Here is a 22739-nt window from a genome sequence, read left to right as displayed (position 1 = left end):
GACAAATCCAGAGAATTATCGAGTCAATGCCCTGAACGGGTAATTTTCATTCGATCGATGATCGGACGATATTTTCTTGCGAATAAGGCTCCGGCGAATCGGAGCCGGGTGGATCGAGCTCCGGCGAATCGAGCTCCGGTGCCCCGGGTCCCGGGGTGAGCAGCCGGGTCAGGCGGTCGGCGGAGGCCTCCCAGGTCCACTCGCGGGCGACCCGACGACGACCCTCCCGCCCCATCGCGGCGCCCTCCGGGGTGGTCAGCAGCCGGATCACGGCCCCGGCGACGGCGTGGACGTCCCGGCCGTCGACGACGACGCCGGTACGGCCGTCGAGCACCGCGTCGGGCGCGCCGCCGGAGTCCCCCGCCACGACGGGCAGACCGGCGGCCGCGGCCTCCAGGTAGACGATGCCGAGCCCTTCGGCCTCCAGCCCGGCCCGGCGGGTGCGGCAGGGCATGGCGAACACGTCGGCGGCCGCGTAGTAGGCGGGCGTCTCGGTGTGGCTGCGGCCGCCGGCGAACACCACCGAGCCCTGCGGCAGCCTGGCGGCGAGCCTCCTCAGCCGCTGCTCGTCCCGGCCCTGACCGACGATCAGCAGCACCGCCCCCGGCACGGCACGGCGGATCAGCGGAAGGGCGCGGATCAGCACGTCCTGGCCCTTGCGGGGCACCAGCCGGGCCACGCTCAGCACCACCTCGCGGCCGTGCAGCCCGTACCGGTCACGGACCTCCCGGCCCTGCTCCGCGCGCGGTTCGGGCCCGAAGGCGGCCGGGTCGACCCCGGGCACCAGCCGGGCGAGCCGGGCCCGGGGCCCCAGCGCCGGAGCGATCCGGGCGCGGGTGTACTCGCCGAGGTAGGTGACCGCGTCGACGCCGTCGCCCACCCGCCGCAACAGCCGACGTGCCCCGGGCACCCGGGCCCACCAGATCTCGTGACCGTGGGTGGTGGCGACGATCCGCCGCACACCGGCCCGGCGCAGCGCGGGCGCCATCACGGCGAGCGGGGCCGCCGCGCCGAACCAGACGCGGTCGCAGCCGTGTTCGCGGACCAGCCGCACGGCGCGCTCGGTGACCCTGCGGGTGGGCAGCAGGGTACGGGCGGGGTCCCGGATCACGGGGAACGGCAGGCTCGCGTCGAACGCGGCGTCGCCGGGCTCGGAGGAGGTGTAGACGACCACGTCGTCCCCGGGCACCCGGGTGGCCATGGCGTGCACGAAGGTCTCTATGCCGCCCTGCCGGGGCGGGAAGTCGTTGGTGACGATCAGTGTGGTGCTCATGCGGCGGCCTTTCTCGGGCTCCGGGCGGGCGCCGGAGCGTCGTGCGGTGGAGGAGCAGGGGTCGTCACGATGGAGGGGTGGTCAGGGCGGAGGGACGGTCACGGCGGCCGCGCCGGCGCTGGTGAACGAGGGGGAAACCGCTCGACGGCCGACCGGCCGGGCCCGGCGGGGCGGGGTCGCGGTGAGCGGGGGAACGCCGACGCGTACGGCAACGGCCACGGGAGCGGCGCCGGGCACGTGAACCGCCCGGACCCGGTGTCGGACCGCCGGGCGGCCGGGCGGACCGGCCGGGGCGAGGCGGGCCCAGAGGGCGAGGAGCAGCGGCAGGGCGAAGTAGCCGAACCGCCCGGCGGGGGCGAGGAGGAAGGCGAGGCAGAGGCCGGCGGCCAGCCGGTCGGCGGCGGCGGCGAGGCTCCGGGGCGGGCGGACGACGAGGGAGACGGCGACGGCCGCCCCGCCGCACAGCAGGAGCAGGACGGCCGCGCACCAGCCGGCCGGCCCGAGGTCGGCGAGCATTCGGCCGGGCAGCGGGCTGGCGGCGGGTGTCGGGACGGCGCCGCGTCCGGTCGGGAAGAGGAGCACCTGCTCGACCAGCCGGCCGGGCGCGACCAGCAGTGCGGGCAGGACCAGGGCGAGGGTGCCGCCCGCCCAGACGGCGGCGCAGCGGACGGCGGCCCGTCGCCCCCGGCCGGCCGCCACGAGCGCGACGGCGACCGCGACCGCGGGCAGGGCGGTCCACTTGAGGGAGCAGGCGGCGGCGAGGGCGAGTCCGGCCGCGACCGGCCGGTGGCGGGCGGCGAGGGCGAGCGCGAGGGCGAGGAGTCCGGTGAGCGGGAGGTCGATGCCGCTGACGCAGAGCGGCAGCGCGACGAGCGGGGAGGCGACGAGGACGGCGGTCGCGTACCCGGCGCCGAGGGAGCGGGTGGCGGTTCCCGGGGTCGTGCCGCGCCGCAGCACCGTGTGCGCGGCGGCCAGGCAGGCCACCAGGGCGGCGGCGCACCACAGCCGGGGGTCGCCGACCGGTCGGAGCGCGGCGGAGCCGTCGCCGAACAGCCGGGCGGGCATGCCGAACAGGGCCATGCCGGGCAGGTACGGGTTGTAGTCCGTCACGGCCTGCGGATCGGCCGGGTAGGGCGTGCCGCTGTGCAGCAGGGTCGCGGCGGATCGCTCGATCACCAGGACCTCGCTCTGGGCCCGACCGGTCGCCAGCAGGACGGCGAGCGGCACCAGGACGGCACCGACCAGCGCGCAGCCGACGGGCAGCGCGGACCCGGCGCTCGGCGCGTGGCGCAGCCGGGCGGGCTGTCGGGTGGGCAGCCGGGCGGGCAGTCGGCCGGCGAGCGCCGCCGTCAGGTAGCCGACGGCGGCGCACCAACTCCAGACACGGTGCGGCGCCAGGGCGGAGAGGGAGGCGAGGGCGGCGGCGAAGCCTGCTGCTCCGAGCCAGCCGGCGGTCCCGAGCGCGCGCCGGGCGGCGGGCCCGCCCCGTGCCACACCTCCCGCGCTTCCGGGGCGGATCGTCGTCATCGCTGCTGCAACCAGTCGTTTCGGCACCGCTCCATTCCAGTCGGACGGGGGCGCACGGTCATGACAGGTAGGTCGAGGATCCGTGGTCGGGTTTCCCCGACCACGGCCGGGGGGCGGCGCACTGCCCTGCCCGGCGACGAGCGCACGGCCGGTCGCCGCGCCGGGTCCGACTCCCCTACGGGCAACGGGAGTTGAACCTCGGCCAGGGGCGGGACGCAGTGGACCCTGCGCGGAGGGCGGAGGGGCGGGTTTTCCCTACCGACGGGGACGGCCGTCCGGGCTAGGGTTCTTGATGATCATCGAACGCCCATCGGACGGAAGGCACGGGATGTCCCTCGCGGATGAGGCCGGCACGACGGCCGGACCGGACGACACCGCCCGGCCCGACGGGACGGCGGCGCCCGACGGGCCAACAGCGCCCGACGGGACGGCGGCGCCGGACCTCGCCGTCCGGCGGGCGCTCGGCCGCCGGCCGCCGGCCTTCCTGTTCTCGACCTGGCCGCTGCGGTGCTGGCTGCACCAGCTGGGCGGCGTGCTGTTCGGCCTGGGCGTGCTGCTCGCCCTGGCGGTGCTGGTCTCCGTCGGGATCCTGCTCTCGGTGGCGGGTGTGGGCCTGCTGGTGCTGGCCTGCGTCCCGTTGCTGGGCATCCCGGTCGCCCGGCTGGAGCGGCGTCGGCTGCGGCTGGTGGAGCCGGTTCGGCTCGCCGACCCGCACGCGCCGGTGCCCGAGGACGGGCTGCGGAACGGTCTGCCGCGTCGGCTGCGGCACCGGTTCGCGGAGCGGGCCACCTGGCGGGAGTCGGGGTACGCGGCCCTGCTGGCGATCGTCTTCACCGGAGCCGGGCTGGGCGTGCTGGCGCTGCTGGCGTTCTCCTGCATCCTGGTCGCCAGCCCGGTGGTGGTGTGGGCGCTGGCCCCGGAGACCGTGATGATCATCCCGGGCCGGGCGGTCCCCGGCCCGCTGTCCGCCCTGCCGTTCGGCCTCGTCGGTCTGGCCGGGGTGGCGCTGTCCGGGTACGCGGCGGGCTGGCTGACGGCGGGCCAGGTCTGGACGGCCCGGATGCTGCTGGGGCCGCGCAGGGATCCGGACCACCACCGGGTGATCGAGCTGACGCGCTCCCGGGCGCGGCTCGCGGACGCCTTCGAGGCGGAGCGGCGCCGGATCGAGCGGGACCTGCACGACGGCGCGCAGCAGCAACTGGTGGCGCTCACCATGACCTTGGGGCTGGCCGAGCTGGAGCTGAAGGGCTCCGCCCCGGAGGCGGCCGCGCTGGTCGCCCGGGGTCGGGGCGAGGCGCGCCGGGCCCTGGAGCAGCTGCGCGACCTGGTGCGGGGCATCCACCCCCAGGTGCTGACCGACCACGGGCTGGCCGCCGCGGTGGCGGAGGTGGCGCAGCGTTCACCGATCCCGGTCGAGGCCGCGATCGACCTGCCGCGCCGCCTCCCACCCCTGGTGGAGGCGACGGCGTACTTCACGGTGACGGAGGCGCTGGCCAACGCGGCCAGGCACAGCGGGGCCTCCCGGGTCGGGGTCACCGGCCGGTTGGTGGACGACCGGCTTATCCTGATGATCATCGACGACGGGCGGGGCGGGGCGGATCCCGGCGCCGGTACCGGCCTGTCCGGCCTCGCGGACCGCTTGGCGATCCTGCGGGGACGGCTGACGGTCTCCAGCCCCGTCGGCGGTCCGACCCAGCTCCGGGTGGAGGTCCCGTGCTCCGCATAGTGCTCGCCGAAGACGCCGTCCTGCTCAGGGCGGGCCTGACCGAGATCCTCGACCGCAGCGGCCACCGGGTGGTCGCCGCGGTCGGGGACGCGCAGGCCCTGGCCCGGGCGGTGGAGGAGCACCGGCCGGACGTCGTCATCACCGATGTCCGGATGCCGCCCGGCTTCCGCGACGAGGGCCTCAGGGCGGCCCTCGACCTGCGCGCCCGGCACGAGCGGTTGCCCGTCCTGGTGCTCTCCCAGTACGTGGCGACGGCGTACGCGACACAGCTGCTCGGCGGCGACGGACGGGACAAGGGTGGCCTCGGCTACGTGTTGAAGGACCGGGTCGGCGAGGTCTCCGAGTTCCTGGAGACGCTGCGCCGGGTCGCCGACGGGCAGACCGTCATCGACCCGGAGGTGGTGCGGGTGCTGCTAGCCCAGCAGACGGCGGCGCGGCCGTTGAGCCGGCTCACTCCGCGCGAGCGCGAGGTGCTCGGGCTGATGGCCGAGGGTTTCACCAACCAGTCGATCGGGACCCGGTTGGGCGTCACCGAGGCGTCGGTGGTCAAGCACGCCGGCAACATCTTCATGAAGCTGGACCTCGATCCGGCGGAGGGCAACCGCCGGGTCCTGGCGGTGCTGGCGCACCTGCGGGGCGGCGCGGGCTGATCCGACGGCCCGCAGCGGCCGCACCGGCCGCACGGGGCCGACCGTGGCGGCCGAAGTAGCCGGAGTGGCCAGAGCGGCCGAACTGGCCGAAGTGGCCGGAGCGACGGAAGTGGCCGGGGCCGCCGGAGACCCCCGTCCCCCGGCCGCCCCGGCGCATCCGCCCGCCGCGTCAGGCGAGTTCGCGCAGGCGGCGGATCGGGCCGGCCATGAGGATCGCCGGGCTGGCCAGGCTGGCGACGGCCAGCAGGAGCAGAGCGGTGCGGGGGCCCCAGGCGGTGGAGGCGGCACCGGCGGCGAGGGCGCCGACGGGGATGGCTCCCCAGGAGACGAAGCGGACGGTGGCCATCACCCTGGGGAGCAGGTCGGGCGGGGTCTGGGTCTGACGGTGGGTGCGGGTGACGATGCTGGTGACCACGACGCCCGCCGAGAAGCCGGCGTTGCCGACGGCGAAGACCAGCGTCGCCCAGCCGGAGCCGGCGGCCGGGAGGAGGAAGGCGAACAGCGCGGCGAACAGCGCCGCCCACCGCAGTGCGCCGCCGCTGCCGATCCGGGCGACCAGCCGGGGCGTGACGGCGGCGCCGAGCAGGCTGCCCAGCCCACCGGTGGCCATCAGGGCGCCCACTGCGGCGACCGGCGCGTCGAGGGTGCGGACCAGGAACACCGGAGTGAGGGTCATCAGGCCGCCGCAGACGAAGTTGACGGCGGTGGCGTCGGCGGCGCACGGCCCGATCACCGGGTGCCGGGTGACGTAGCGCCAGCCCTCGCGGATCTGCTCGCGCATGCCCGCGCCGGGGGTCCGTCCGGTCGGCTGTTCCGCGCGGGGCAGGCTGCCCAGCAGCACGGCCGAGACCAGGTAGCTGACCGTGTCCAGCACCATCGAGGCGGCGCCGCCGAGGAGTTGGACCAGCACGCCGCCGAGCGAGGGGCCGGCCAGCTCGGTCGCGGCGGAGGTGCCGGAGAGCAGGCTGTTGCGGGCGGTCAGCTGTTCCTTGGCGACGATCGAGGGCAGGAAGGTGGAGTTGCCGACGTCGAAGACCACGCTGGCGAGGCCGATGACCAGTGCCACCGCCACGAGCTGCGGCAGGCCGAGCACCCCGAAGGCTGCCGACAGCGGCACCGAGGCCACGGCCGCGGCGCGGACCAGGTCCATCGCGACCTGGGTGCCGCGCAGCGGCAGCCGGTGGACCAGGACGCCGGCCGGCAGTCCGACCAGCAGCCAGGCGACGTAGGCCGCTCCGGTGATCAGGCCGACCTGCAGCGCCGTGGCGTGCAGGGTGACGACGGCGATCAGCGGCAGGGCCACCCGGGTGACCTCGTCCCCGAAACGGCTGACGGTCGAGGCGCTCCAGTAGCGCCAGAACACCCCCGCCCCGCCCCCGCGTTCCGCCCCGCGCCGGCTGCCCTCCTCCGGCCCGTGCCCGCTCCCCCGTTCCGTCCCGCGTCCCGTCGCAACCGCTGTGCGCGTCGCCACGTCCACCCCTTCCCGTCCGCCGCTCCCGCCGCGACCGCCCCCGTGCGCCGCTCCGGCAGGGCCGACCCGGCGGGTGCGCCGGCGAGCAGTCCGGCGAGTGAGTCTCATTTTGGAACTCACTATAATCGATACTCATGCGGCACACCGAAGCGGCTGACCCCGACTGCGCGATCTCCCAGGCCCTGACCGTGGTCGGCGACACCTGGACCCTGCTGCTGATCAGGGACATCGCCGGCGGCACCCACCACTTCGACGGCCTGCGCACCGCGCTCGGGATCAGCCGCCGGGTGCTCACCGAACGGCTCAAGGCGCTCGTCGAGGACGGAATCCTGGAGAAGCGGCTCTACCACCCGCACCCGCCGCGCTACGAGTACCACCTGACGGCGACCGGCCGCGGCCTGCTGCCCGTCCTGGTCGCCCTGCAGGACTGGGGCGGGCGCTACGTCCTGGGCGACGGATCACTCTCGGCCACCAGCTCCGCCGACTCCGCCGAGACCCGCCGCGTCCACGCCCTGGCCGGCCACCGGCTGCCGCCACTGGAACTCGCCTCCGCCGCCGGCGAGCCCGTCGACCCGGTCGCGGCCGGCTCCGCCTGGACGGTGCTCTACTGCTACCCCGGCGCCTACCCGCCCGGCGGCCACGACTACCCGCCCGGCTGGGGCACCATCCCCGGCGCCGCCGGCTGCACCCTGGAGTCCAGCACCTACCGCGACCGGATGGCCGAGTTCACCGCCCGCGACGCCCGCGTCTACGGCGTCAGCACCCAACGCCCCGACCAACTGGCCGCGTTCGCCGAGCACGCGCGCATCCCGTTCCCGCTGCTCTCCGACGCCGAGCTGCAGTTGGCCGCCACACTGCGCCTGCCCACCTTCCGGGCCGCCGGCGTGGACCGGCTCAAGCGGCTCACCCTCGTCCTCGACGCCACCCGCACCGTACGGGGCGTCCTCTACCCCGTCGTCGACCCGGCCGGCTCCGTCGAGGACGCCCTCACCCTCCTCGACCGGCTCGCCGGCGAGTAGCGGCCCGGCCGACGGGCGGACAGCAGGTCAGGGGACCGGCAGGTCAGTAGGCCAAGGGGACAGCAGGCCGGTGGATCAGCCACGTCAGGAGGTCAACAGGTCCTCCAGGCCGTCGCCCCAGTCGATCCGGGTGTGCTCCGAGCCCGCCGGCACGAGCTCGGCCGTGGCACCCACGAACCGGTCGACCTCCGCGGCGGAGGTCGCGAGCAGGGCGACGCCCTCGCTCCCGGCGAGCGCGATGAGAAGGCGGGTGTCGTCGAACGGCGCGACGTGGACGTCGCCCTCGCCCACGGGTGCGTGGATGCCGGCGGTCAGCAGGTCGCGCGAGATCGTCCACACCGTGCCCGCCTGGAAGGCGCTGAAGTCCAGGTCTATCGCGTAAGGGTCGTCGGGCCGGTAGGACCAGTCGACGTCCAGGTCCCGGCTGTGTTCGTCGCCGGTCATCAGCCGCATGCCGATCCGGGCGGTGAGACGTTCCATCGAGCGGGTCCCCTTCCTCGGGCGTTCGTCGCGGCGCCCCGGGCGCCGCCGTACCGTGCCGTGCGTTCCGTGCCCTGCCGTGCGTTCCTTGCCGTGCCGTGCCGTGCTGTGCCCTGCGTTCCGTGCCGCGCCCGGCGTTCCGCGCGCGCGTCCCCGTACGTCCGCTCCCGCGTGACGTCGTGACGAGTCTCCCGTCCCGGCGGGCCGTTGCGCGAACCCGCCCGCATGTCGGTCCACGGGAAGCATCCTGACGGAGGCTCAGTCGACCGGCGGCCCGGCGCTCGCCTCGACGTGGCGCTTGAAGTCGGCCAGGTCGTCGATGACCCGCCGGTCGACGAAACCGAGCGCGCCGGCCAGGTGCTCCCAGAGCCCGTGCGGCTCGACCTCCAGCTGGAGCATCACCCGGGTGGTCCGGTCGTCCACCTGGTGGAAGGTGACCACGCCCGAGTGCTTCACCGACCCGTCCCCGCCGTCCCAGGCCACCCGCTCGCCCTCGACCACCTCCGTGGTCACTGCCTCGAACCCGCGCCGACCGGCCGCCGTACTCACCACCCAGCTGCTGCTACCCGGGGCGTCCCGGTCGACGCTCACCACGCCGCGCATGAAGTGCGGGAACTCCTCGCACCGGATCCACTGCTCGTACACCGTGGCCAGCGGGGCCAGCACCTCGACCGACTCCTCGATCCGTCCCATCGCTCCTCCTCGTCCTCCCCGGCCCCGCCACGCCCGGCGGCGGCCCGTGGTGACCGCGTGCCCCGATCCCCGCCGGGCATGCACACGTCCTCGCAGCCCCCGCGGAGACCGGAATCCGGAGGTGTGAGAGAGTCGGCGGCCGAACACGAGGAGGAGCCGATGAACGGGAACGGGTCCGGGGGCGGCGACGGCCCCGCCGGCGGCGGCCGGGTCCTGGTGGTGGACGACGACGCGGCGATCCGGCGCACCCTGGAACGCGGCCTGCGACTGAGCGGGTTCACCGTCGCGCTGGCCGAGGACGGCGAGACGGCGCTCGCCCGTCTGCTGCCCGCCGCCCCGGACACCCCGCCGCCCGCCGCGACGGACGTCCTGGTGCTCGACGTCTCGATGCCCGGCCTCAGCGGCGCCGAGGTCTGCCGGACCCTGCGCGCCCGGGGCGACGACCTCCCGGTCCTGATGCTCTCGGCGCTGGACGAACCCGCCGACCGGGTGGCCGGCCTGCAGGCCGGGGCGGACGACTACCTGGTGAAGCCCTTCGCCCTGGAGGAGCTGGTGCTCCGGCTGCGCGCCCTGCTGCGCCGCCGCCCGCCGCTGCCCACCGACCGCGTGCTGGCCGGGCCGCTGGCGATCGACCCGGCCACCCGGGAGGCCCGCCTCGACGGACGCGAACTCCGCCTCACCCGGCGGGAGTTCGAGCTGCTCACCCAGCTCGCCCGGAACCAGGGCATCGTGCTCTCCCGCGAGCTGCTGCTGGAACGGGTCTGGGGGTACGACTTCGAGGTGCGCAGTGACGCCGTGGACACCTTCGTCAGCTACCTGCGGCGCAAGCTGGAGGCCGACGGGCGGCCCCGGCTGATCCACACCGTCCGGGGCGTCGGCTTCGTGCTGCGCCTGCCCGGCGCGAACGGGTAGCGGCCGCCGTGAAGCTCTCCACCCGGATCGCCCTGTGGGCCGCCGCCGTGGTGCCGCTGCTGGTGGTGCTGGCCGGACTCCTCCTGCTGCCGCTGGTCGGCCGGGACCTGCGCCACCAGCAGGACGCCCGGCTGGCCGACCGGGCCGCCGCCGTCCTGCCGAGCGTGCGCGCGCTGGTCGCCGCCGACACCCGCGGCCGGCCCAAGGTCGAACAGAACCAGCAGCGCAAGGTCGTGGACGCCGCCCTGGACTCGGGCGTGCGGGTCACCGCGCAGGACGGCACCGTGCTGCTGTCGGTCGGCCCGCAGCCCGCCGACGACCGGGCCTTCCCCGGCACACCGGGCGGGCCGGCCACCGTCCACGACCACGGCGCGGCCTGGCGGGTGCTGACCGTCCACGTCTCCGGCGGCGGGGCGAACGGCGGCAGCGGCACCCTCTGGGTCAGCGAACCCGGCAGCCTGGCCGGCAACCAGACGGCGACGGTCCGCCGACGGGTCCTGCTCGTGGCGGCGGTCGCCGCGCCGCTCTCCGCGCTGATCGGCTTCGCCCTCGCCGAGCGCGCCACCGCACCGCTGCGCCGGCTCAGCCGCCGCGCGACGGAGCTCGACCCGGCGGCGCCCCGGACGCCCGGAACCGAGGACGGCGCGGGCGGCGCGGGCGGCGCCCCCTTCACCGCAGAGCGCAGCGGCACCGCCGAGGTGGACGAACTCGCCGCCGCCCTCGCCCTGTTGCTCTCCCGCTACGACGAACAGGCCCTGCGCACCGCCCAGGCACTGGAGACCGCGCGCTCCTTCTCGGCCGCCGCCTCGCACGAGCTGCGGACCCCGCTGATGAGCCTGGGCACCAACCTGGACGTCCTGGCCGCCCACCAGGACCTCCCGCCCGGCGAACGGGCGGAGATCGTCGCCGAGTTGCGCGACGACCACGCCCGACTGCTGGACCTGCTCACCGCACTCGGCACGCTCGCGCGCGGCGACCTCGTCGAGGTCGACTCCTTCGGCCCGGTCGACCTCGCCGACCTCACCGACGCGGCCGCCGCCGACGCCCGGCGACGGCGCCCGGAAGCCGACATCACCGTCGAACTCCCCTCGGAGCTCAGGGTGTTCGGATGGGAACCCGGCCTGCGGATCATGCTCGTCAATCTGCTGGTCAACGCCGCCGTGCACGGTCGCGGCGGGCCGCAGCGGACCGAGCCGGCCCGGGTGACGGTCCGGCTGGTCCCGGCCGGCCGGGTCGCCCTGCTCACCGTCGACGACACCGGGCCCGGCATCCCGCCGGCCGAGCGCGAGGCGGTCTTCCACCGCTTCCACCGCCGGCGGGACAGTCCGGGCTCGGGGCTCGGGCTCACCCTGGTCGCGCAGCAGGCCGCACTGCACCGGGGCACCGTGCGGATCGGCGAGCCGCCCGGCGGGACGGGGTGCCGGATGGAGGTCCGCCTGCCCCTGCCGGACACCGACACACCGACGCTGCGGCTCCCGGTACGGCGGGACTGGATCGCGGGCGAGGAGCGCTGAGGCCCTCCTCCACCCCGGCCCCCGTTCCACAGGGAATCCACAAGAAGCCGTCCTACGCTCCCGGCGACCGGGCCGGACCGGGCCCGCACCCACCGGCCCGGTCTCCGAGACCGTCCACGGCAGAAAGGGACGCCCATGTCCGCCATCCGTACGTCCGTCATGCCCGTCCGCCGCAGGGTCACCGGCCGCCGGGCCGCCGCCCTCGGCGCGCTCGCCCTCGCCGGCTCGCTGCTCGCCGCCGCACCCGCCCAGGCGGACGGGGCGGGCGGCTCGCCCACCGCCGCCGCGTCCGCCGCCTCCACGCCCACCGGTGACGGCGCGAAGGCCATCTGCAAGCGGCTGCCGAAGACCGAGCAGCACGTCACCAAGGCGCTCACCCGGCTGAACGGCGACGCCACCGTGCCCGGTTCGGTCGCCCGTCTGCAGCAGCGGGCCGACAACGCCAAGGCCGCCGGGCACACCGAGATCCAGACCCTCCTCAACGACCGCCTCACCGCCCGCAAGGGCCTGGTCACCACCCTGCAGACCCGGCAGAAGGACCTCACCGCCGTCGCCACCTGGTGCGGCGCGCACGACCAGGGCGCGTCCAAGTGACCCGCCGCCCGTCCGCCCTCCTCGCCGCCCTCGCCCTCGCCGGGGTCGCCCTGCTCACGGCCTGCGGACCGTCCGGGCATCCGGCCCCCGGCGCCGCCGACAGCGCCCAGGTCCAGGACATGCAGCACAAGCTCGACGCCGCCGAGAGCGCGGCCGCGCAGGCCGACAACGACTCGGCCACCGACGACAACTGACGCCCGACGAGCCTGACCAGCCTGACGACCGACGGTGCCTGACGGCCGACGGCACCCGTTGGCGCCTGGCGACACCCGTTGCACCGGACACCGCTCGCCGACCCGCTCGGCGGGCGGTGTCCGGCTGCCCGCCGGAGCCCGCCCGGCTCGACCGCGCCGAACGGCGCCCCGCCCGGCCTCAGGCCGTCACGGCGGGCTGTTCGGCGTCGCCGAAGCGGGCCAGGGTCAGCGCACCGGCCACCGCGGCCAGGAAACCCAGGACGGCGACCGGAGTCAGGTCGTGCCGGGTGTGGTCGCCGAGGACGAGCACCCCCACCACCGCCGGGCCCACCGTCTCTCCCAGCACCATCGCGGCCGTCGCGGCCGTCACCGACCCGTGCTGCATCGCCCAGGTCAGCGCGGCGAACCCGCCGATCCCCGCCACCGCGACCGCGTACGCCGAGGGTTCGGCCAGCAACTGCGGCAGCCTCGGCTCCGGCAGCACCCGCACCGCCACCCCGACCACCCCGAACTGCAGGCCCGCCACCAGCCCCAGCAGCGGGGCGCGACGGGCACCGCCGTACCGCACCACCACCCAGCCCGCGCCGACCAGGGCCACCGAGACGAGCAGCACCCCCAGCCGCAGCGCGTCGTCGCCGGTGCCGTGGCCGTCCCGCCCGGCGGTGAGTGCCAGCAGCAACAGCCCCGTACAGACCGCCGCCACCCCGGCCCACTCGCTGCGTCGCAGCCGCACCCGCAGCACGCGGGCCGCCCCGACGGCCGTCACCGCGAGCGCGGAGGCCAGCGCCGCCTCGACCACGTAGAGCGGCAGCCGCTCCAGGGCGACGAGTTCGGCGGCGAAGCCGCACATGTCCATCCCCACGCCCACCAGGAACGGCCACTGCCGCAGCGCCCCGGCCAGTGCCGCGGCCTCACCCGCCCCCGAATCCGCCCCGCCGGCGCGCCGGGCGCCGACCGCCTGCAGCACGGTGGCCGAGCCGGTGAGCAGCGCGGCCACGAGGGCGGAGAGCAGGCCGATGAGCATGGCCCGACGGTACGACCCCGACCGCCCGCACCCCCGCCTGGCACGCCGTCGCCCGGACACCCGCCCCGCAGGACCACACCCGCGAGCCGGACCACCCCTGGCCCCCGGCTCAGGTGTTGCGACGGGCCGACTCGTGTTCCTGGGCCAGGCGGCGCAGGGCGAGGAGGGCGGGTTCGAGCAGGACGGTGCGCAGCAGGGCGCTCTCGGCCTGCTCGACCGGGTCGGCGTGCGGGTCGAGCTGGTCGAGGTCGAGGACGGCGGTGCGCTCGGCGAGGGCGGCGTAGCCGAGGAGGGCGTCGTGGGAGATCTCCTCGCCGAGGGAACGGAGGGCTTCGAGGGTCTCGCCGAGGACCGCGCGGAAGGGGGCGTGTTCGGAGACCTCCCAGCCGAGTTCGTCGATGAGGGCGTCGACCTCGGCGGCACCGGGTGCGGGGGCCGGTTCGGCGTCCTCGTCGACGGGGCGGGCGCCGACGACCAGTCCGAGGATCTGGTGGCGTTCTCCGGCGTGGGCGGCCACTGCACCGAGAACGTCCTTGGTGGCGCTGACGCTGAGCCCTCGGACGCCGATCAGCGCGCGGACGAGTCGCAGGCGGCGCAGGTGGGTCTCGTCGTACTCGGCCTGGGTGGCGGCGGTGGCCCGGCCGGGCTGCAGCAGCCCCTCGCGCAGGTAGTACTTGATCGTCGCGGTCGGGACCCCGCTGCGGCGGCTCAGTTCGGAGATGCGCACGGCTGCACCACCCGTCTTCCTCTTCGGATCCGTTCCGGATCGGCCTGGCATTTGGATACCAGCACTGTCTAACATAGATAGTGCCGCTACCCAATGTGGCGCCGTCCCGACGCCGTCCTCGACGAGGAGAGTCAGCCATGCCCACGCTGCCCTGGATCACCCCGAACCCGGCCGTCCCCGGCACCTCCGCGGTCGTCATGGCCTCCCGCTTCGAGGTGCGGTCGCTCGCCGACGTCCCGCGCTTCTTCGTCCGGTCACTGGCCGTCTGGCGGCAGCTGCGCCGCGCCCCCGGCGCCCTCGGCGCCTCCCTGATCGCCCGACCGCTGCGGCGGACCTTCTACACGCTGTCCGTCTGGGAGGGCCGCGAGGCCCTGAACGCCTTCGCGGCCGCCGAGCCGCACCGCTCCGTCATGAGGGGCCTGCGCGGCACCATGAAGGAGTCCACCTTCACCTTCTGGCCGACCCCCGTCGAACGGCTCCCGATCGCCTGGGCCGACGCGCACGCCCGGATCGACGCCGAACGCGCCGAGGCTGCCGACCGGACGGCCTGACCACCCCGGAACGGACCACGCCCGGCCACCGCGCCGAAGCGCGGCGCCGGGCGGCGCCGGGCGGGGCCGAACGGGGCAGGTCAGCGCCGCAGGTCGGCGAGCAGCAGGTTGGGGTCGGTGCGGGTGAAGTAGGCCGCGCTGGGGACGTAGACCGTGCCGCCGCGCACGGCCACCGAGGTCGGGTTGGACAGGCCGTCGCCGGCGGTGAGGACCGTGTGGTGGCTGCCGTCCGCCGCGACGTACACCGCCTCGTCGGCCGCGTTCATGGCCGCGATCAGGGCGTCGCCGCGCCCGGTGAAGGCGAAGTCGTCGATGCCCGCGAGCCCGCTCGCGCGGACCTCGGCCGGCCGGGCCGCGCCCCCGTCGCCGATGGGGATGCGCAGCACGTCGCCGGAGTCCGTGTTGCCGACCCAGACGGCGCCGCGGTGCACCTTGAGGCCGTTGGCGCCGAACGCGGTCACCGGCTTGAGCAGGGCGTCGTCGGACCAGGTCGTGGCGGTGCCACCGTCCGCCGGGACGGCGTAGACGACGCCGAGCACCGAGTCGGCGGTGTAGAGACGGCGCTCGTGCGCGTCGAGGGCGAGGCCGTTGGGGAAGCCGGTCGCGGGCAGCGCGGCGATCCGCTCGGGGGTGCCGCCGGGGCAGAGCCGCCAGATCCCCTGGAGGTCGTCGGTGCCGGTGGCGTAGCCGAAGTAGAGGGTGCCGTCGTGGGCCCGGGCGATGCCGGTGACGATCGCGGCGCCGATGATCGGGGTGGCGGGGTTCGCGGGGGCGGGCAGGGTGGCGAGGACGGTGAGGTGGCCGTCGGTGTCGACCCGGCCGATCTGCCGGGCGAACGACAGGGTGAGGTCGGCGGAGCCGTCCGGTTCGAGGGCGATGTTCTCGGGCTGCTGCCCCTGGGCGAGGTCGAAGTGGGCGATGATCCGGGGGTCGGACAGCGGGGGCGCGACGGCGACGGCCGGGGTCACGGCCAGCAGGGCGAGGGCCGCGCAGGCCGCGGAGACGAGGCCGGCGGCCCGGCCCGTACGGGGTGTGCGACGGGCCGGTCCGAACAGGTGGGGCATGGTCTCTCCTTGATCGACGGGGTCGGCGACGGTCGCCTGCCCGCCAGCAGAACACTCCTGACTGCGCCTCACGCGTGACCGGCTGCCGCGCCCGCGGCAACATCCCCCGGTCGGTCGTCCCGCCCGCGCGGCCGGGCGCGCCCCGGCGTCCGGAGCCCGCCCCGAAATGTGACGTGGCCCTGTCTAGTTCGTTCCCGTCCCGGTGTGATGGGATGTGCGCTCACGGGGTGATGACCGCTGGTGGGGGTGGTGTGTGTGAGGCGCAACGGACGGCCGTCGGGACTCGACGGGGACGCGGCCAACCTGGTCGCCGTCGGACTGGTCCGGCTGGGCGCGCAGGAGTGGCTGGGCTCGGCGGGCGGGGCGCCGGCCTGGGTGGGCGGTCTGCGGGCGGCCTCGTTCGCGGACGCCTGGCTGGCGTTCGGCGACCCGGCGGCGACCGGGCTGCGGGTGCCGGCGGCGGCGGTGCTGCGGGCGCTCGCCGGACGGGCGGCGAAACTGGTCGTCGAGTCCTGCGCGGGGGACGAGTCGGCGGCCCTGGAGTGGCTGGGGCAGCGGTCGGCGGAGGCCCGCGAACAGGCGCAGCGGGACGACGTGGCGCACCCGGCCGAGCCCTGCGCGCTGACCCTGGTGTGGCACGGCGTCCAGGCGCTGGCCGCCGGGGACGGGCCGGATGTGCCGGACGTACCGGACGTACCGGACGAGCCGGACGGAGCGCCCCATGGCCGGTGCATCGAGGAGCCCGTCGAGCAACGCGTCGAGCAGCGGCGGATCGAGGAGCGGATCGAGGCGTACGTGCGGGAGCGGCACCGCCGTCAGGACACCCTCGCGCTGGTGCTGGGCTGCACCCGGATCGCCGCGGCCGCGCTGGTCGAGCTGTGCGAGGGCGATCCGGGGCGGGTGTGCGGGTGGCTGGAGCAGGACGCGGCGCGCGCCATGCCGCGCGGCGGGCCCGTCCCGCTGTGGGTGCCCGGGCGGCCCTGGCAGCCGGCGGGCTGACGCGGGTGGCCGGCGGTGCGGCGGGCCAGCCGGCGGTGCGGCGGGCCGGCGTCGGGTGTCGGGCGTCGGCTCCGCCTGCGGCCGGGGCACCGGCCCGAAGCGGTCGGCGCCCCGGCCTCAGCCGGAGCCCAGGAGGCGGGCGGCCTCGGTCATGGCCGGCCCCAGGGGGAGGTCGAGGCGGAGCGCGGCCAGGTCGTCGCCGCGGGTGGGGCCCTGGTTGACGATGGCGACGGGCAGGTGCGCCCGGGCGGCACGGCGGACGAAGCGCAGGCCCGACAGGACCGCCAGCGAGGAGCCGAGGACCACCAACGAGCGCGCGGTGTCGACCAGTTCGTAGCAGTGGTCGACCCGGGCGGCGGGCACGTTCTCGCCGAAGAAGACCACGTCCGGTTTGAGCACGCCGCCGCAGTCCGCGCAGGGCGCGACACGGAAGCCCGCCACCAGCTCCGGAGGCAGCTGCGCGTCGCCGTCCGGGCGCAGCACCGCACCGGGGCGGCGGAAGCCCCGGTTCAGCTCGTCGAGGCGGCGGTCGAGGTCGGCCCGGGAGCTGGTGCGTCGGCAGTCGAGGCAGACCACCCGGTCGAGCCCGCCGTGCAGTTCCACGGCCTCACGGGTGCCGGCCGCGTGGTGGAGCCCGTCGACATTCTGGGTGATGACCGCCGCGACGTGCCCCGAGCGGCGCAGCCGTTCCACCGCGCGGTGGCCGGCGTTCGGCCGGGCCCGGGCGAAGGCCGGCCAGCCGGTGTGGCTGCGGGCCCAGTAGCGGCGCCGGGCGGCCTCGCTGCCGGTGAACTCCTGGTAGGTCATCGGGGTGCCGCTACGGCGGCGGCCGGTGGCACCACGGTAGTCGGGGATGCCGGACTCGGTGGACAGACCGGCCCCGCTGAGCACCACCGCGCCGCGCCGGTCCAGCAACCGGACGAGGCCCGCGAGGTCGGCGGGATCTGCGGGGCGTGCGAGGCCCGCCGGGTTCTCCGGCGCCTCCCGCGCGGTGGCTTCCGACGCGTCCATACCGCCGAGGGTAACCCCGGCGGGGGCCGTCGCCGGCGGTCGGCTAGGCGTCCGCCGAGGCGAAGGCGACGATCCGGGCCAGCGGCGGCCGCCAGCCCTCCGTGCTGTCCACCACCAGCCGGGGGACGTCGAGCGCGATCGGCGCCCAGGACTCGATCGGTCGCTCCCCCGCCTCGATGCGGCGCAGGAGCGCGGCGTCCGCGTGCGCGGCCCGCGAGGGCAGCTCGGCGGCCCGACGCTCGATGCGGCGACGGGCGAGCCCGGGGTCGACGGCGCAGCGGACGACGCGGATGGCGGCCAGGTCCGCGAGCGGTTCCAGGCCCGGACGCCACAGGCGGTCCTGGTAGGCGGCCTCCGCCACCAGGCTCGTCCCCGTCGCGAGCAGTCCGCCGATCGTGCGGAAGAACGCGTCCAGCGTCCTGCGGTCCAGGTCCGGGGCCGGGCCGGGGACCCGGTCGGGGTCCGGGGCCAGGTCCGGGTCTCCAGCCGGATCGGCGCCGTCGGCGAGCATCCGCTCCTTGAGCTCGTCCCGGCAGACCGCCGGCCAGCCGAGCGCATCGGCCAGGGCGTGCGCCAACGTGGTCTTGCCCGCCCCGGGCGGGCCGCTGACGACGACCAGCGTCGGGCGTCGGGCCGGACCACCGGTCGCCGGGCCACGGCGGGTCGCACCGGCGGGCGCCGGGCCACCGGAGGTGGTGCCACCTGACGTCATGCCACGGGATTCTCCCCCGGCCCACCGGCCGTCCGCCACCACCCCTGTCGGTGGCGGACGGCTGTCGGTGGCGGTCGCCCCGCGGTGGGTGGGCCGGAGCGCGGTGCAGCCGCGAAGGGCGGGTGTTCGCCGTCCACCCGGGAGGTGCCGCCGGTCCAGTTGACCGTCTCCCAGGTGTGGCCACCCGACGTCGAGGTGTACGGGGAGGGACCGCCGCCGGACGAAACCGTGTTGCCGTTGTGCAACTGGCCGACGGCCGTGGGCCGGTGCCCGGGCCGGTGCGGGCCTTCAGGGCGGCGGACGGTCCGGGTGGAGCTCCGGGGCGGGGTGGACTTCCAGGGCCCGGTGGAGCTCCGGGGCCCGGCCGCGACGGCGAGCCGGGCGAGCCGGAGGTGCCGGGCGAGCCGGAGACACCCGAGGTCGGCTCCGGTACTCACCCCCAGCCCGGCACCGGCGGCAGCGGCCAGGGCGGCGGCGTCGGCAGCCGGCCGCCGTGCGGCTGCGGAGCCGGCCCGCGACCGGCGAGCCAGGCGAGCAGGAGGTGCCCAGGGCCCCGGACCGTGGGGCCGGTGGCGGCCACGGTCCAGGCGCGGCCGAGGTCGGTGGCCTCCAGCCGGGCGACCGGGAAGTCCCGCGCGGCCAGGGTGGCGGCGGTCGTGTCGAGCGCCCAGGCGACGTAACCGGCGGGCCAGTCGGCCGGGGTCCGGCCGAGGTCGAGGTCGACGTGGTGGGTTTCGAGTTCGCGCCGGGCGCGGTGGAGGGTGAACCAGGCGGGGTGCCGCCACCCCGCGAGGGCCGACACCAGCGCGGTCCAGCGGTCGACGGGCACGGCCGCCGCCTCGTCGAACAGCCCGTCCAGGCTGCACCGGAGGTCCGCGAGGAGCTCGGCCGCACCGCGCTCGGCCCCCGTACGCAGTGCGCGGTCCAGCGCGGCCGCGTCCGCCCGCGGCCCGGGTTCGACGCCGGTCCGGGCCGTCGCCAGCAGCCGGCGGTACGCGTCGGCGCTGCGCGCGAGATGGGTGATGACGTGGGCCCGGCTCCAGCCGGCCAGCGCGGACGGTTCGCGCGCCTGCCGGTCGGTCAGACCGTCCAGGCCGGCGACGAGCCGCTCGGCGGAGCCGCGGACATCGGCGAGCAGGGCCGCGAGTTCGACGCGGGAGGGGTCGGCGGTGAGGGGCACGGCCCGTACTCTACGGGCGGGCACCACCCCCGCCGCGGCGCACCGAGCCGCACCGCGCCGGCCACACCGAGCCGCACCGCACCACACCGGCCACGCCGATGGTCACGGCGCTACGGGCGGCGCGCCCAGGCGGAGATCATCGGGGCGGTGGCCAGGTCGAGCCGGCCGGAGGCGACGTTCGCCAGGTGGCGGTCGATCTCCTCGTCCGTGGCCAGGCCCTCCCCCACCAGCAGCCGGCGGATCTGCCGGACCGTCGCGTCCTCCAGGACGGCGCAGGCCGGTGAGGTGATCGGGAAGTACGCGTCGGCCTGTACGTCGACCAGGCCGGCCTCGCGCAGCACCCGGGGCAGCGTCCGCCCGTACGCGAGGTCGGCGCCCCGGCCGGCCATCAGGGTGCGGAAGCCGGATCGGAGCCGGTTGGCCAGGCGCTCGTCGGGGCCCGACTCGTCGGGGCAGAGCAGCGGCTGCAGGGCGGGGTCGGCGTCCTCCAGGAGCAGCCGGCCGCCGTGGCGCAGGGCCTGGACCATCCGGCGCAGGGCTTCGGCGCGGTCGGCCACGTGCACCAGGACCAGCCGGGCGTGCACGAGGTCGAACCCGCCGGGCGGCGGCGGGTCGGCGGCGACGTCGTGGGTCAGCACCTCGATGACGCCGCCCGCCGCGGGGGCGGTCCAGGAGACGTCGATGTCGGTCGCGACCACCGCGCCGGTCGGGCCGACGCGTTCGGCGAGTCCGAGCGGGACGGAGGGGCCGCCGGCCCCGACCTCCCAGCAGCGCATGCCGGGGCCGATCCCGATCGCGTCGACGTGCCGGAAGGTCACCGGGTCGAAGATTTCGGCGAGCGCGCCGAAGCGGACGCCCGCCTGTGACTGCCGGTTGTCCAGCAGGTATCCCCGGTCCCCGTCGTGGTCGTGCTCAGCCATGCCGGCATTGTCGCAGGCCGGGAGCCGGCCGGGAGCCGGCCGGGAGCCGGCCGGGAGCAGGCGAGAGCCGGCCGAGAGCAGGCCGAGAGCGAACCGGGAGCCGGCCGGCCGGCCGCGCCCTTGTTGACGAATCGTCAGCAAGTTCCGTCCATCGCCTTGACGGCGCACGGTCACGGCCCTAGAACCAGTCGTAGAACGTCGTGAGCCCCGGTCCCCCACCGCCCGGGAGCCGCGAAAGGTCGCCTTCCCGCCCCTCACCGAGGAAGAGGCTCCGCCCATGCGTTTCAGCCGTCGCCTTGCCGTCCCCGCCGCCGCCGTCGCGGCCCTCGCCGCCACCACCGCGCTCGCCGTGGTCGTCGCACCCGCGTCCGCGGCGCCCGCGCCCGTCGCCGCCGTCCCGGTGCTCACCGCCGGCAGCGCGGGCGGCTCCGCCGTCGCACCCGGCGACGCGCTCGCCGCGCCGCTCGCCGGGGGCACCGTCGCCACCTTCTACTCGACCGCCACCAGCACCACCGGTGTCACCTGTGCCGTCTCACAGCTGGCCGGGAAGGTGCTGACCAACCCGACGGCTCCCGGCTCGGCCACCGGATCGCTGACCGGGCTGACCTTCGGCTCGTGCACCAGCAACGTCACCGGCGTCACCTCGGTGCGCAGCCTGACCGTCGGCAACCTCCCGTACGGCATCACCGTCTCGGACGGCCCGGGGCTCCCGGTCACTCTCGGCGGCTCGGCCGGGGCGATCCAGGCCACCGCCGTGCTCAACAGCTGGTTCGGCACCATCACGTGCACCTACCAGCTCAGCGGCGCCTTCTCGGGCAACGCCGACAACTCCGCGCACAGCCTGGCGTTCCGCAGCGAGCACTTCGCCAAGAGCGGCGGCTCGGCGCTCTGCCCCGCCGACGGGTACTTCTCCGCGACGTACGGTCCGGTCACCGACACCACCCAGGCGGGCGGCCCTGCGGTGTACGTCAACTGACCTCCCGGCAGGGGTCGTGCGGCGCCCGAGGGCCGGTGGCCGCGGGCGCCGCCCGGATTCCCCGGGGGGCACACGCCGACGTTCGGGGGCGTCAGGTCCCGTTCGCAGCGCGGGTTCCACCGTCCGCGGGTGCCCCGTCCCGGATCGCCGGTGCGACGAGCATCACGCGTACCGTCCTTCGCTCCCCTCCCACCCCGGAACCGGGCCTCGCGACGCACACGTACCGGATTCCGCTTCCCCTTCCGTGCCGGTCGCGCATCCGTGAGCCCCTGCGCAGCCCCTTGGCCCGCGGTGCCGGAGACGGTACCGTCCCTGCGACAACTGAAGACGGCAGAGCGCGGAAGCCCGGTGAGACTCCGGCACGGTCGCGCCACTGTGAAGCCGCAGCCCCGGCCCCCAGCCCCGGCCCGGCGAGTCAGACCCGCCCTGCCGTCCGTGCTCCACCGAACGGGACGCGTGTTCCCAGAAGGAGGTCGGCCATGGCTCACCCCATCGCCCCCGCCGCCACCGCTCCGGCGGTCACCCCCATCTCCGTCAAGGCCATCCTGCCCTGGGCCGTCTTCTTCGGCATCCTGCTCTTGGCCCTGATCTACTTCGTCGGCGCCGAGCAGGGCGCCACCTCCCTCATCTCCGGCGAAGACGTCCACGAGTGGGTCCACGACGGCCGCCACCTGCTCGGCTTCCCCTGCCACTGACCAGCAAAAACAGGGGAAACAGACCAGTGAACTCCGTGAACGTCAGATCCCTGCTCGTCCGCGGCATGCTCGCCGGCCTCGCCGCCGGCCTGCTCGCCCTCATCGTCGCCTACCTGCTCGGCGAACCCCGTGTGGACGCAGCCATCGCCTACGAGGACGCCCACGCCGCCCCCGGCGCACCCGAGATGGAGATCGTCAGCCGCTCCGTGCAGTCCACCGCGGGCCTGGCCACCGGCGTCCTCCTCTACGGCGTCGCCCTCGGCGGCATTGCCGCCCTCGCCTACTGCTTCGCCCTCGGCCGCATCGGCCGCTTCTCCCCGCGCGCCACCGCAGCCCTGCTGTCCGGCGCCGCACTCGTCGCCGTCTACCTGGTGCCGTTCCTCAAGTACCCGGCCAACCCGCCGTCGGTGGGCGACCCGGAGACCATCGGCAAACGCACCACGCTGTACTTCCTGATGATGGCGCTCAGCGTGCTGCTGGCCGTCGCCGCCGTGATCGTCGGCAAGCGCATCGCACCACGCCTGGGCACCTGGTACGCCACCGTCGTCGCCGTCCTCGGCTTCACCGTCGCCATCGGCCTCGCCTACGCCTTCCTGCCCGCCGTCAACGAGGTCCCCGAGGACTTCTCGGCCACCCTCCTCTGGCAGTTCCGCCTCGCCGCACTCGCCATCCAGCTCACCCTCTGGACCTCCTTCGGACTGCTCTTCGGCCACCTCGCCGAACGACTCCTCAACCCCAAACCGGCCACCGCGACCGCAGCCACCACCGCCGTCGCAACGCCGGAGACCAGCCCGGAAACCGCCGCCTCCGCCCACTGAGTCACACAC

The 22739-nt window shown here is 75.9% G+C and carries 24 protein-coding genes; 12 read left to right on the top strand and 12 right to left on the bottom strand.

Annotated elements, in window-relative coordinates; all coding sequences use genetic code 11:
- Positions 1 to 46: 46 nt before the first annotated feature.
- Together ABT048_RS35930 and ABT048_RS35925 are read right to left on the bottom strand one after the other, a co-directional pair.
- The gene (locus ABT048_RS35930; RefSeq protein ID WP_350525813.1) at positions 47 to 1273 is read right to left on the bottom strand and encodes a glycosyltransferase family 4 protein; all 1227 of its coding nucleotides are present in this window, start codon (positions 1271 to 1273) and stop codon (positions 47 to 49) included.
- Positions 1274 to 1354: 81 nt separating this feature from the next.
- Positions 1355 to 2800, bottom strand: coding sequence for a glycosyltransferase 87 family protein (locus ABT048_RS35925; protein WP_350525812.1), 1446 nt, complete (start codon positions 2798 to 2800; stop codon positions 1355 to 1357).
- Positions 2801 to 3128: 328 nt separating this feature from the next.
- Between ABT048_RS35925 and ABT048_RS35920 the strand changes: the two genes are divergently transcribed.
- Together ABT048_RS35920 and ABT048_RS35915 are read left to right on the top strand one after the other, a co-directional pair.
- Complete coding sequence (locus ABT048_RS35920) at positions 3129 to 4526, top strand: sensor histidine kinase (protein WP_350525811.1); 1398 nt, start codon at positions 3129 to 3131, stop codon at positions 4524 to 4526.
- Entirely contained in the window at positions 4514 to 5176 is a 663-nt protein-coding gene (locus tag ABT048_RS35915; protein WP_350525810.1) for a response regulator, read from the top strand. Before ABT048_RS35920 ends, ABT048_RS35915 begins: the two co-directional genes overlap by 13 nt.
- 169 nt (positions 5177 to 5345) lie before the next feature.
- On the opposite strand, the gene ABT048_RS35910 is transcribed toward ABT048_RS35915, so the two are convergent.
- Positions 5346 to 6647 (bottom strand): MFS transporter, encoded by a 1302-nt coding sequence (locus ABT048_RS35910; protein ID WP_350525809.1) that lies wholly within the window; start codon positions 6645 to 6647, stop codon positions 5346 to 5348.
- 134 nt (positions 6648 to 6781) lie between these two features.
- On the opposite strand from ABT048_RS35910, the gene ABT048_RS35905 reads away from it, so the two are divergent.
- Positions 6782 to 7666, top strand: a complete 885-nt coding sequence (locus tag ABT048_RS35905) for a winged helix-turn-helix transcriptional regulator (protein WP_350525808.1) — start codon at positions 6782 to 6784, stop codon at positions 7664 to 7666.
- Positions 7667 to 7750: 84 nt separating this feature from the next.
- Here ABT048_RS35905 and ABT048_RS35900 read toward each other — a convergent pair whose 3' ends face one another.
- Together ABT048_RS35900 and ABT048_RS35895 are read right to left on the bottom strand one after the other, a co-directional pair.
- Positions 7751 to 8146 (bottom strand): SsgA family sporulation/cell division regulator, encoded by a 396-nt coding sequence (locus ABT048_RS35900; RefSeq protein WP_350525807.1) that lies wholly within the window; start codon positions 8144 to 8146, stop codon positions 7751 to 7753.
- A 258-nt stretch (positions 8147 to 8404) separates the two neighbouring features.
- A complete protein-coding gene (locus ABT048_RS35895) occupies positions 8405 to 8839 on the bottom strand; it encodes an SRPBCC family protein (RefSeq protein ID WP_350525806.1) in 435 nt (144 codons plus the stop codon).
- Positions 8840 to 8998: 159 nt separating this feature from the next.
- Here ABT048_RS35895 and ABT048_RS35890 point away from each other — a divergent pair, with 159 nt between their 5' ends.
- The 4 genes from ABT048_RS35890 (at position 8999) to ABT048_RS35875 (ending at position 12053) form a co-directional block, all read left to right on the top strand.
- Positions 8999 to 9751 carry a response regulator transcription factor gene (locus ABT048_RS35890; RefSeq protein WP_350525805.1) on the top strand — a complete coding sequence of 251 codons (753 nt, stop codon included), beginning with the start codon at positions 8999 to 9001 and terminating at the stop codon, positions 9749 to 9751.
- Between the two features lie 8 nt (positions 9752 to 9759).
- Positions 9760 to 11265, top strand: coding sequence for a sensor histidine kinase (locus tag ABT048_RS35885; RefSeq protein ID WP_350525804.1), 1506 nt, complete (start codon positions 9760 to 9762; stop codon positions 11263 to 11265).
- Between the two features lie 135 nt (positions 11266 to 11400).
- A complete protein-coding gene (locus ABT048_RS35880; RefSeq protein ID WP_350525803.1) occupies positions 11401 to 11859 on the top strand; it encodes a hypothetical protein in 459 nt (152 codons plus the stop codon).
- The gene (locus tag ABT048_RS35875; RefSeq protein ID WP_350525802.1) at positions 11856 to 12053 is read left to right on the top strand and encodes a hypothetical protein; all 198 of its coding nucleotides are present in this window, start codon (positions 11856 to 11858) and stop codon (positions 12051 to 12053) included. Before ABT048_RS35880 ends, ABT048_RS35875 begins: the two co-directional genes overlap by 4 nt.
- A 178-nt stretch (positions 12054 to 12231) precedes the next feature.
- On the opposite strand, the gene ABT048_RS35870 is transcribed toward ABT048_RS35875, so the two are convergent.
- Together ABT048_RS35870 and ABT048_RS35865 are read right to left on the bottom strand one after the other, a co-directional pair.
- The gene (locus ABT048_RS35870) at positions 12232 to 13077 is read right to left on the bottom strand and encodes a hypothetical protein (RefSeq protein ID WP_350525801.1); all 846 of its coding nucleotides are present in this window, start codon (positions 13075 to 13077) and stop codon (positions 12232 to 12234) included.
- A 109-nt stretch (positions 13078 to 13186) separates the two neighbouring features.
- Positions 13187 to 13804 (bottom strand): MerR family transcriptional regulator, encoded by a 618-nt coding sequence (locus ABT048_RS35865; RefSeq protein WP_350525800.1) that lies wholly within the window; start codon positions 13802 to 13804, stop codon positions 13187 to 13189.
- A gap of 137 nt (positions 13805 to 13941) precedes the next feature.
- On the opposite strand from ABT048_RS35865, the gene ABT048_RS35860 reads away from it, so the two are divergent.
- Positions 13942 to 14355 (top strand): DUF3291 domain-containing protein, encoded by a 414-nt coding sequence (locus tag ABT048_RS35860; RefSeq protein ID WP_350525799.1) that lies wholly within the window; start codon positions 13942 to 13944, stop codon positions 14353 to 14355.
- Positions 14356 to 14435: 80 nt separating this feature from the next.
- Here the strand turns inward: ABT048_RS35860 and ABT048_RS35855 are convergent, their stop codons facing one another.
- Positions 14436 to 15419, bottom strand: a complete 984-nt coding sequence (locus ABT048_RS35855) for an SMP-30/gluconolactonase/LRE family protein (RefSeq protein ID WP_350525798.1) — start codon at positions 15417 to 15419, stop codon at positions 14436 to 14438.
- A gap of 255 nt (positions 15420 to 15674) precedes the next feature.
- On the opposite strand from ABT048_RS35855, the gene ABT048_RS35850 reads away from it, so the two are divergent.
- The gene (locus ABT048_RS35850; protein WP_350525797.1) at positions 15675 to 16418 is read left to right on the top strand and encodes a hypothetical protein; all 744 of its coding nucleotides are present in this window, start codon (positions 15675 to 15677) and stop codon (positions 16416 to 16418) included.
- Between the two features lie 117 nt (positions 16419 to 16535).
- Here ABT048_RS35850 and ABT048_RS35845 read toward each other — a convergent pair whose 3' ends face one another.
- The 4 genes from ABT048_RS35845 to ABT048_RS35830 form a co-directional block, all read right to left on the bottom strand.
- Positions 16536 to 17429: an NAD-dependent protein deacetylase gene (locus tag ABT048_RS35845; RefSeq protein ID WP_350525796.1), complete on the bottom strand. Its 894-nt coding sequence runs from the start codon at positions 17427 to 17429 to the stop codon at positions 16536 to 16538.
- 43 nt (positions 17430 to 17472) lie between these two features.
- Positions 17473 to 18141 carry a P-loop nucleotide/nucleoside kinase family protein gene (locus ABT048_RS35840; protein WP_350525795.1) on the bottom strand — a complete coding sequence of 223 codons (669 nt, stop codon included), beginning with the start codon at positions 18139 to 18141 and terminating at the stop codon, positions 17473 to 17475.
- A 433-nt stretch (positions 18142 to 18574) separates the two neighbouring features.
- Positions 18575 to 19321: a maleylpyruvate isomerase family mycothiol-dependent enzyme gene (locus ABT048_RS35835; protein ID WP_350525794.1), complete on the bottom strand. Its 747-nt coding sequence runs from the start codon at positions 19319 to 19321 to the stop codon at positions 18575 to 18577.
- A 110-nt stretch (positions 19322 to 19431) separates the two neighbouring features.
- Complete coding sequence (locus ABT048_RS35830; protein ID WP_350525793.1) at positions 19432 to 20241, bottom strand: class I SAM-dependent methyltransferase; 810 nt, start codon at positions 20239 to 20241, stop codon at positions 19432 to 19434.
- Between the two features lie 277 nt (positions 20242 to 20518).
- Here ABT048_RS35830 and ABT048_RS35825 point away from each other — a divergent pair, with 277 nt between their 5' ends.
- The 3 genes from ABT048_RS35825 (at position 20519) to ABT048_RS35815 (ending at position 22730) form a co-directional block, all read left to right on the top strand.
- Complete coding sequence (locus tag ABT048_RS35825; RefSeq protein WP_350525792.1) at positions 20519 to 21217, top strand: Tat pathway signal sequence domain protein; 699 nt, start codon at positions 20519 to 20521, stop codon at positions 21215 to 21217.
- Positions 21218 to 21696: 479 nt separating this feature from the next.
- Positions 21697 to 21912, top strand: coding sequence for a CbtB domain-containing protein (locus tag ABT048_RS35820; RefSeq protein ID WP_350525791.1), 216 nt, complete (start codon positions 21697 to 21699; stop codon positions 21910 to 21912).
- Positions 21913 to 21938: 26 nt separating this feature from the next.
- Positions 21939 to 22730 carry a CbtA family protein gene (locus tag ABT048_RS35815; protein ID WP_350525790.1) on the top strand — a complete coding sequence of 264 codons (792 nt, stop codon included), beginning with the start codon at positions 21939 to 21941 and terminating at the stop codon, positions 22728 to 22730.
- Positions 22731 to 22739 lie beyond the last annotated feature (9 nt).

The organism is Kitasatospora sp. NPDC096140, assembly GCF_040303045.1.
Classification (GTDB): Bacteria; Actinomycetota; Actinomycetes; order Streptomycetales; family Streptomycetaceae; genus Kitasatospora.
Note: the sequence above shows the minus strand (reverse complement) of the source record. Positions and strands in the feature narration are given on the sequence as shown.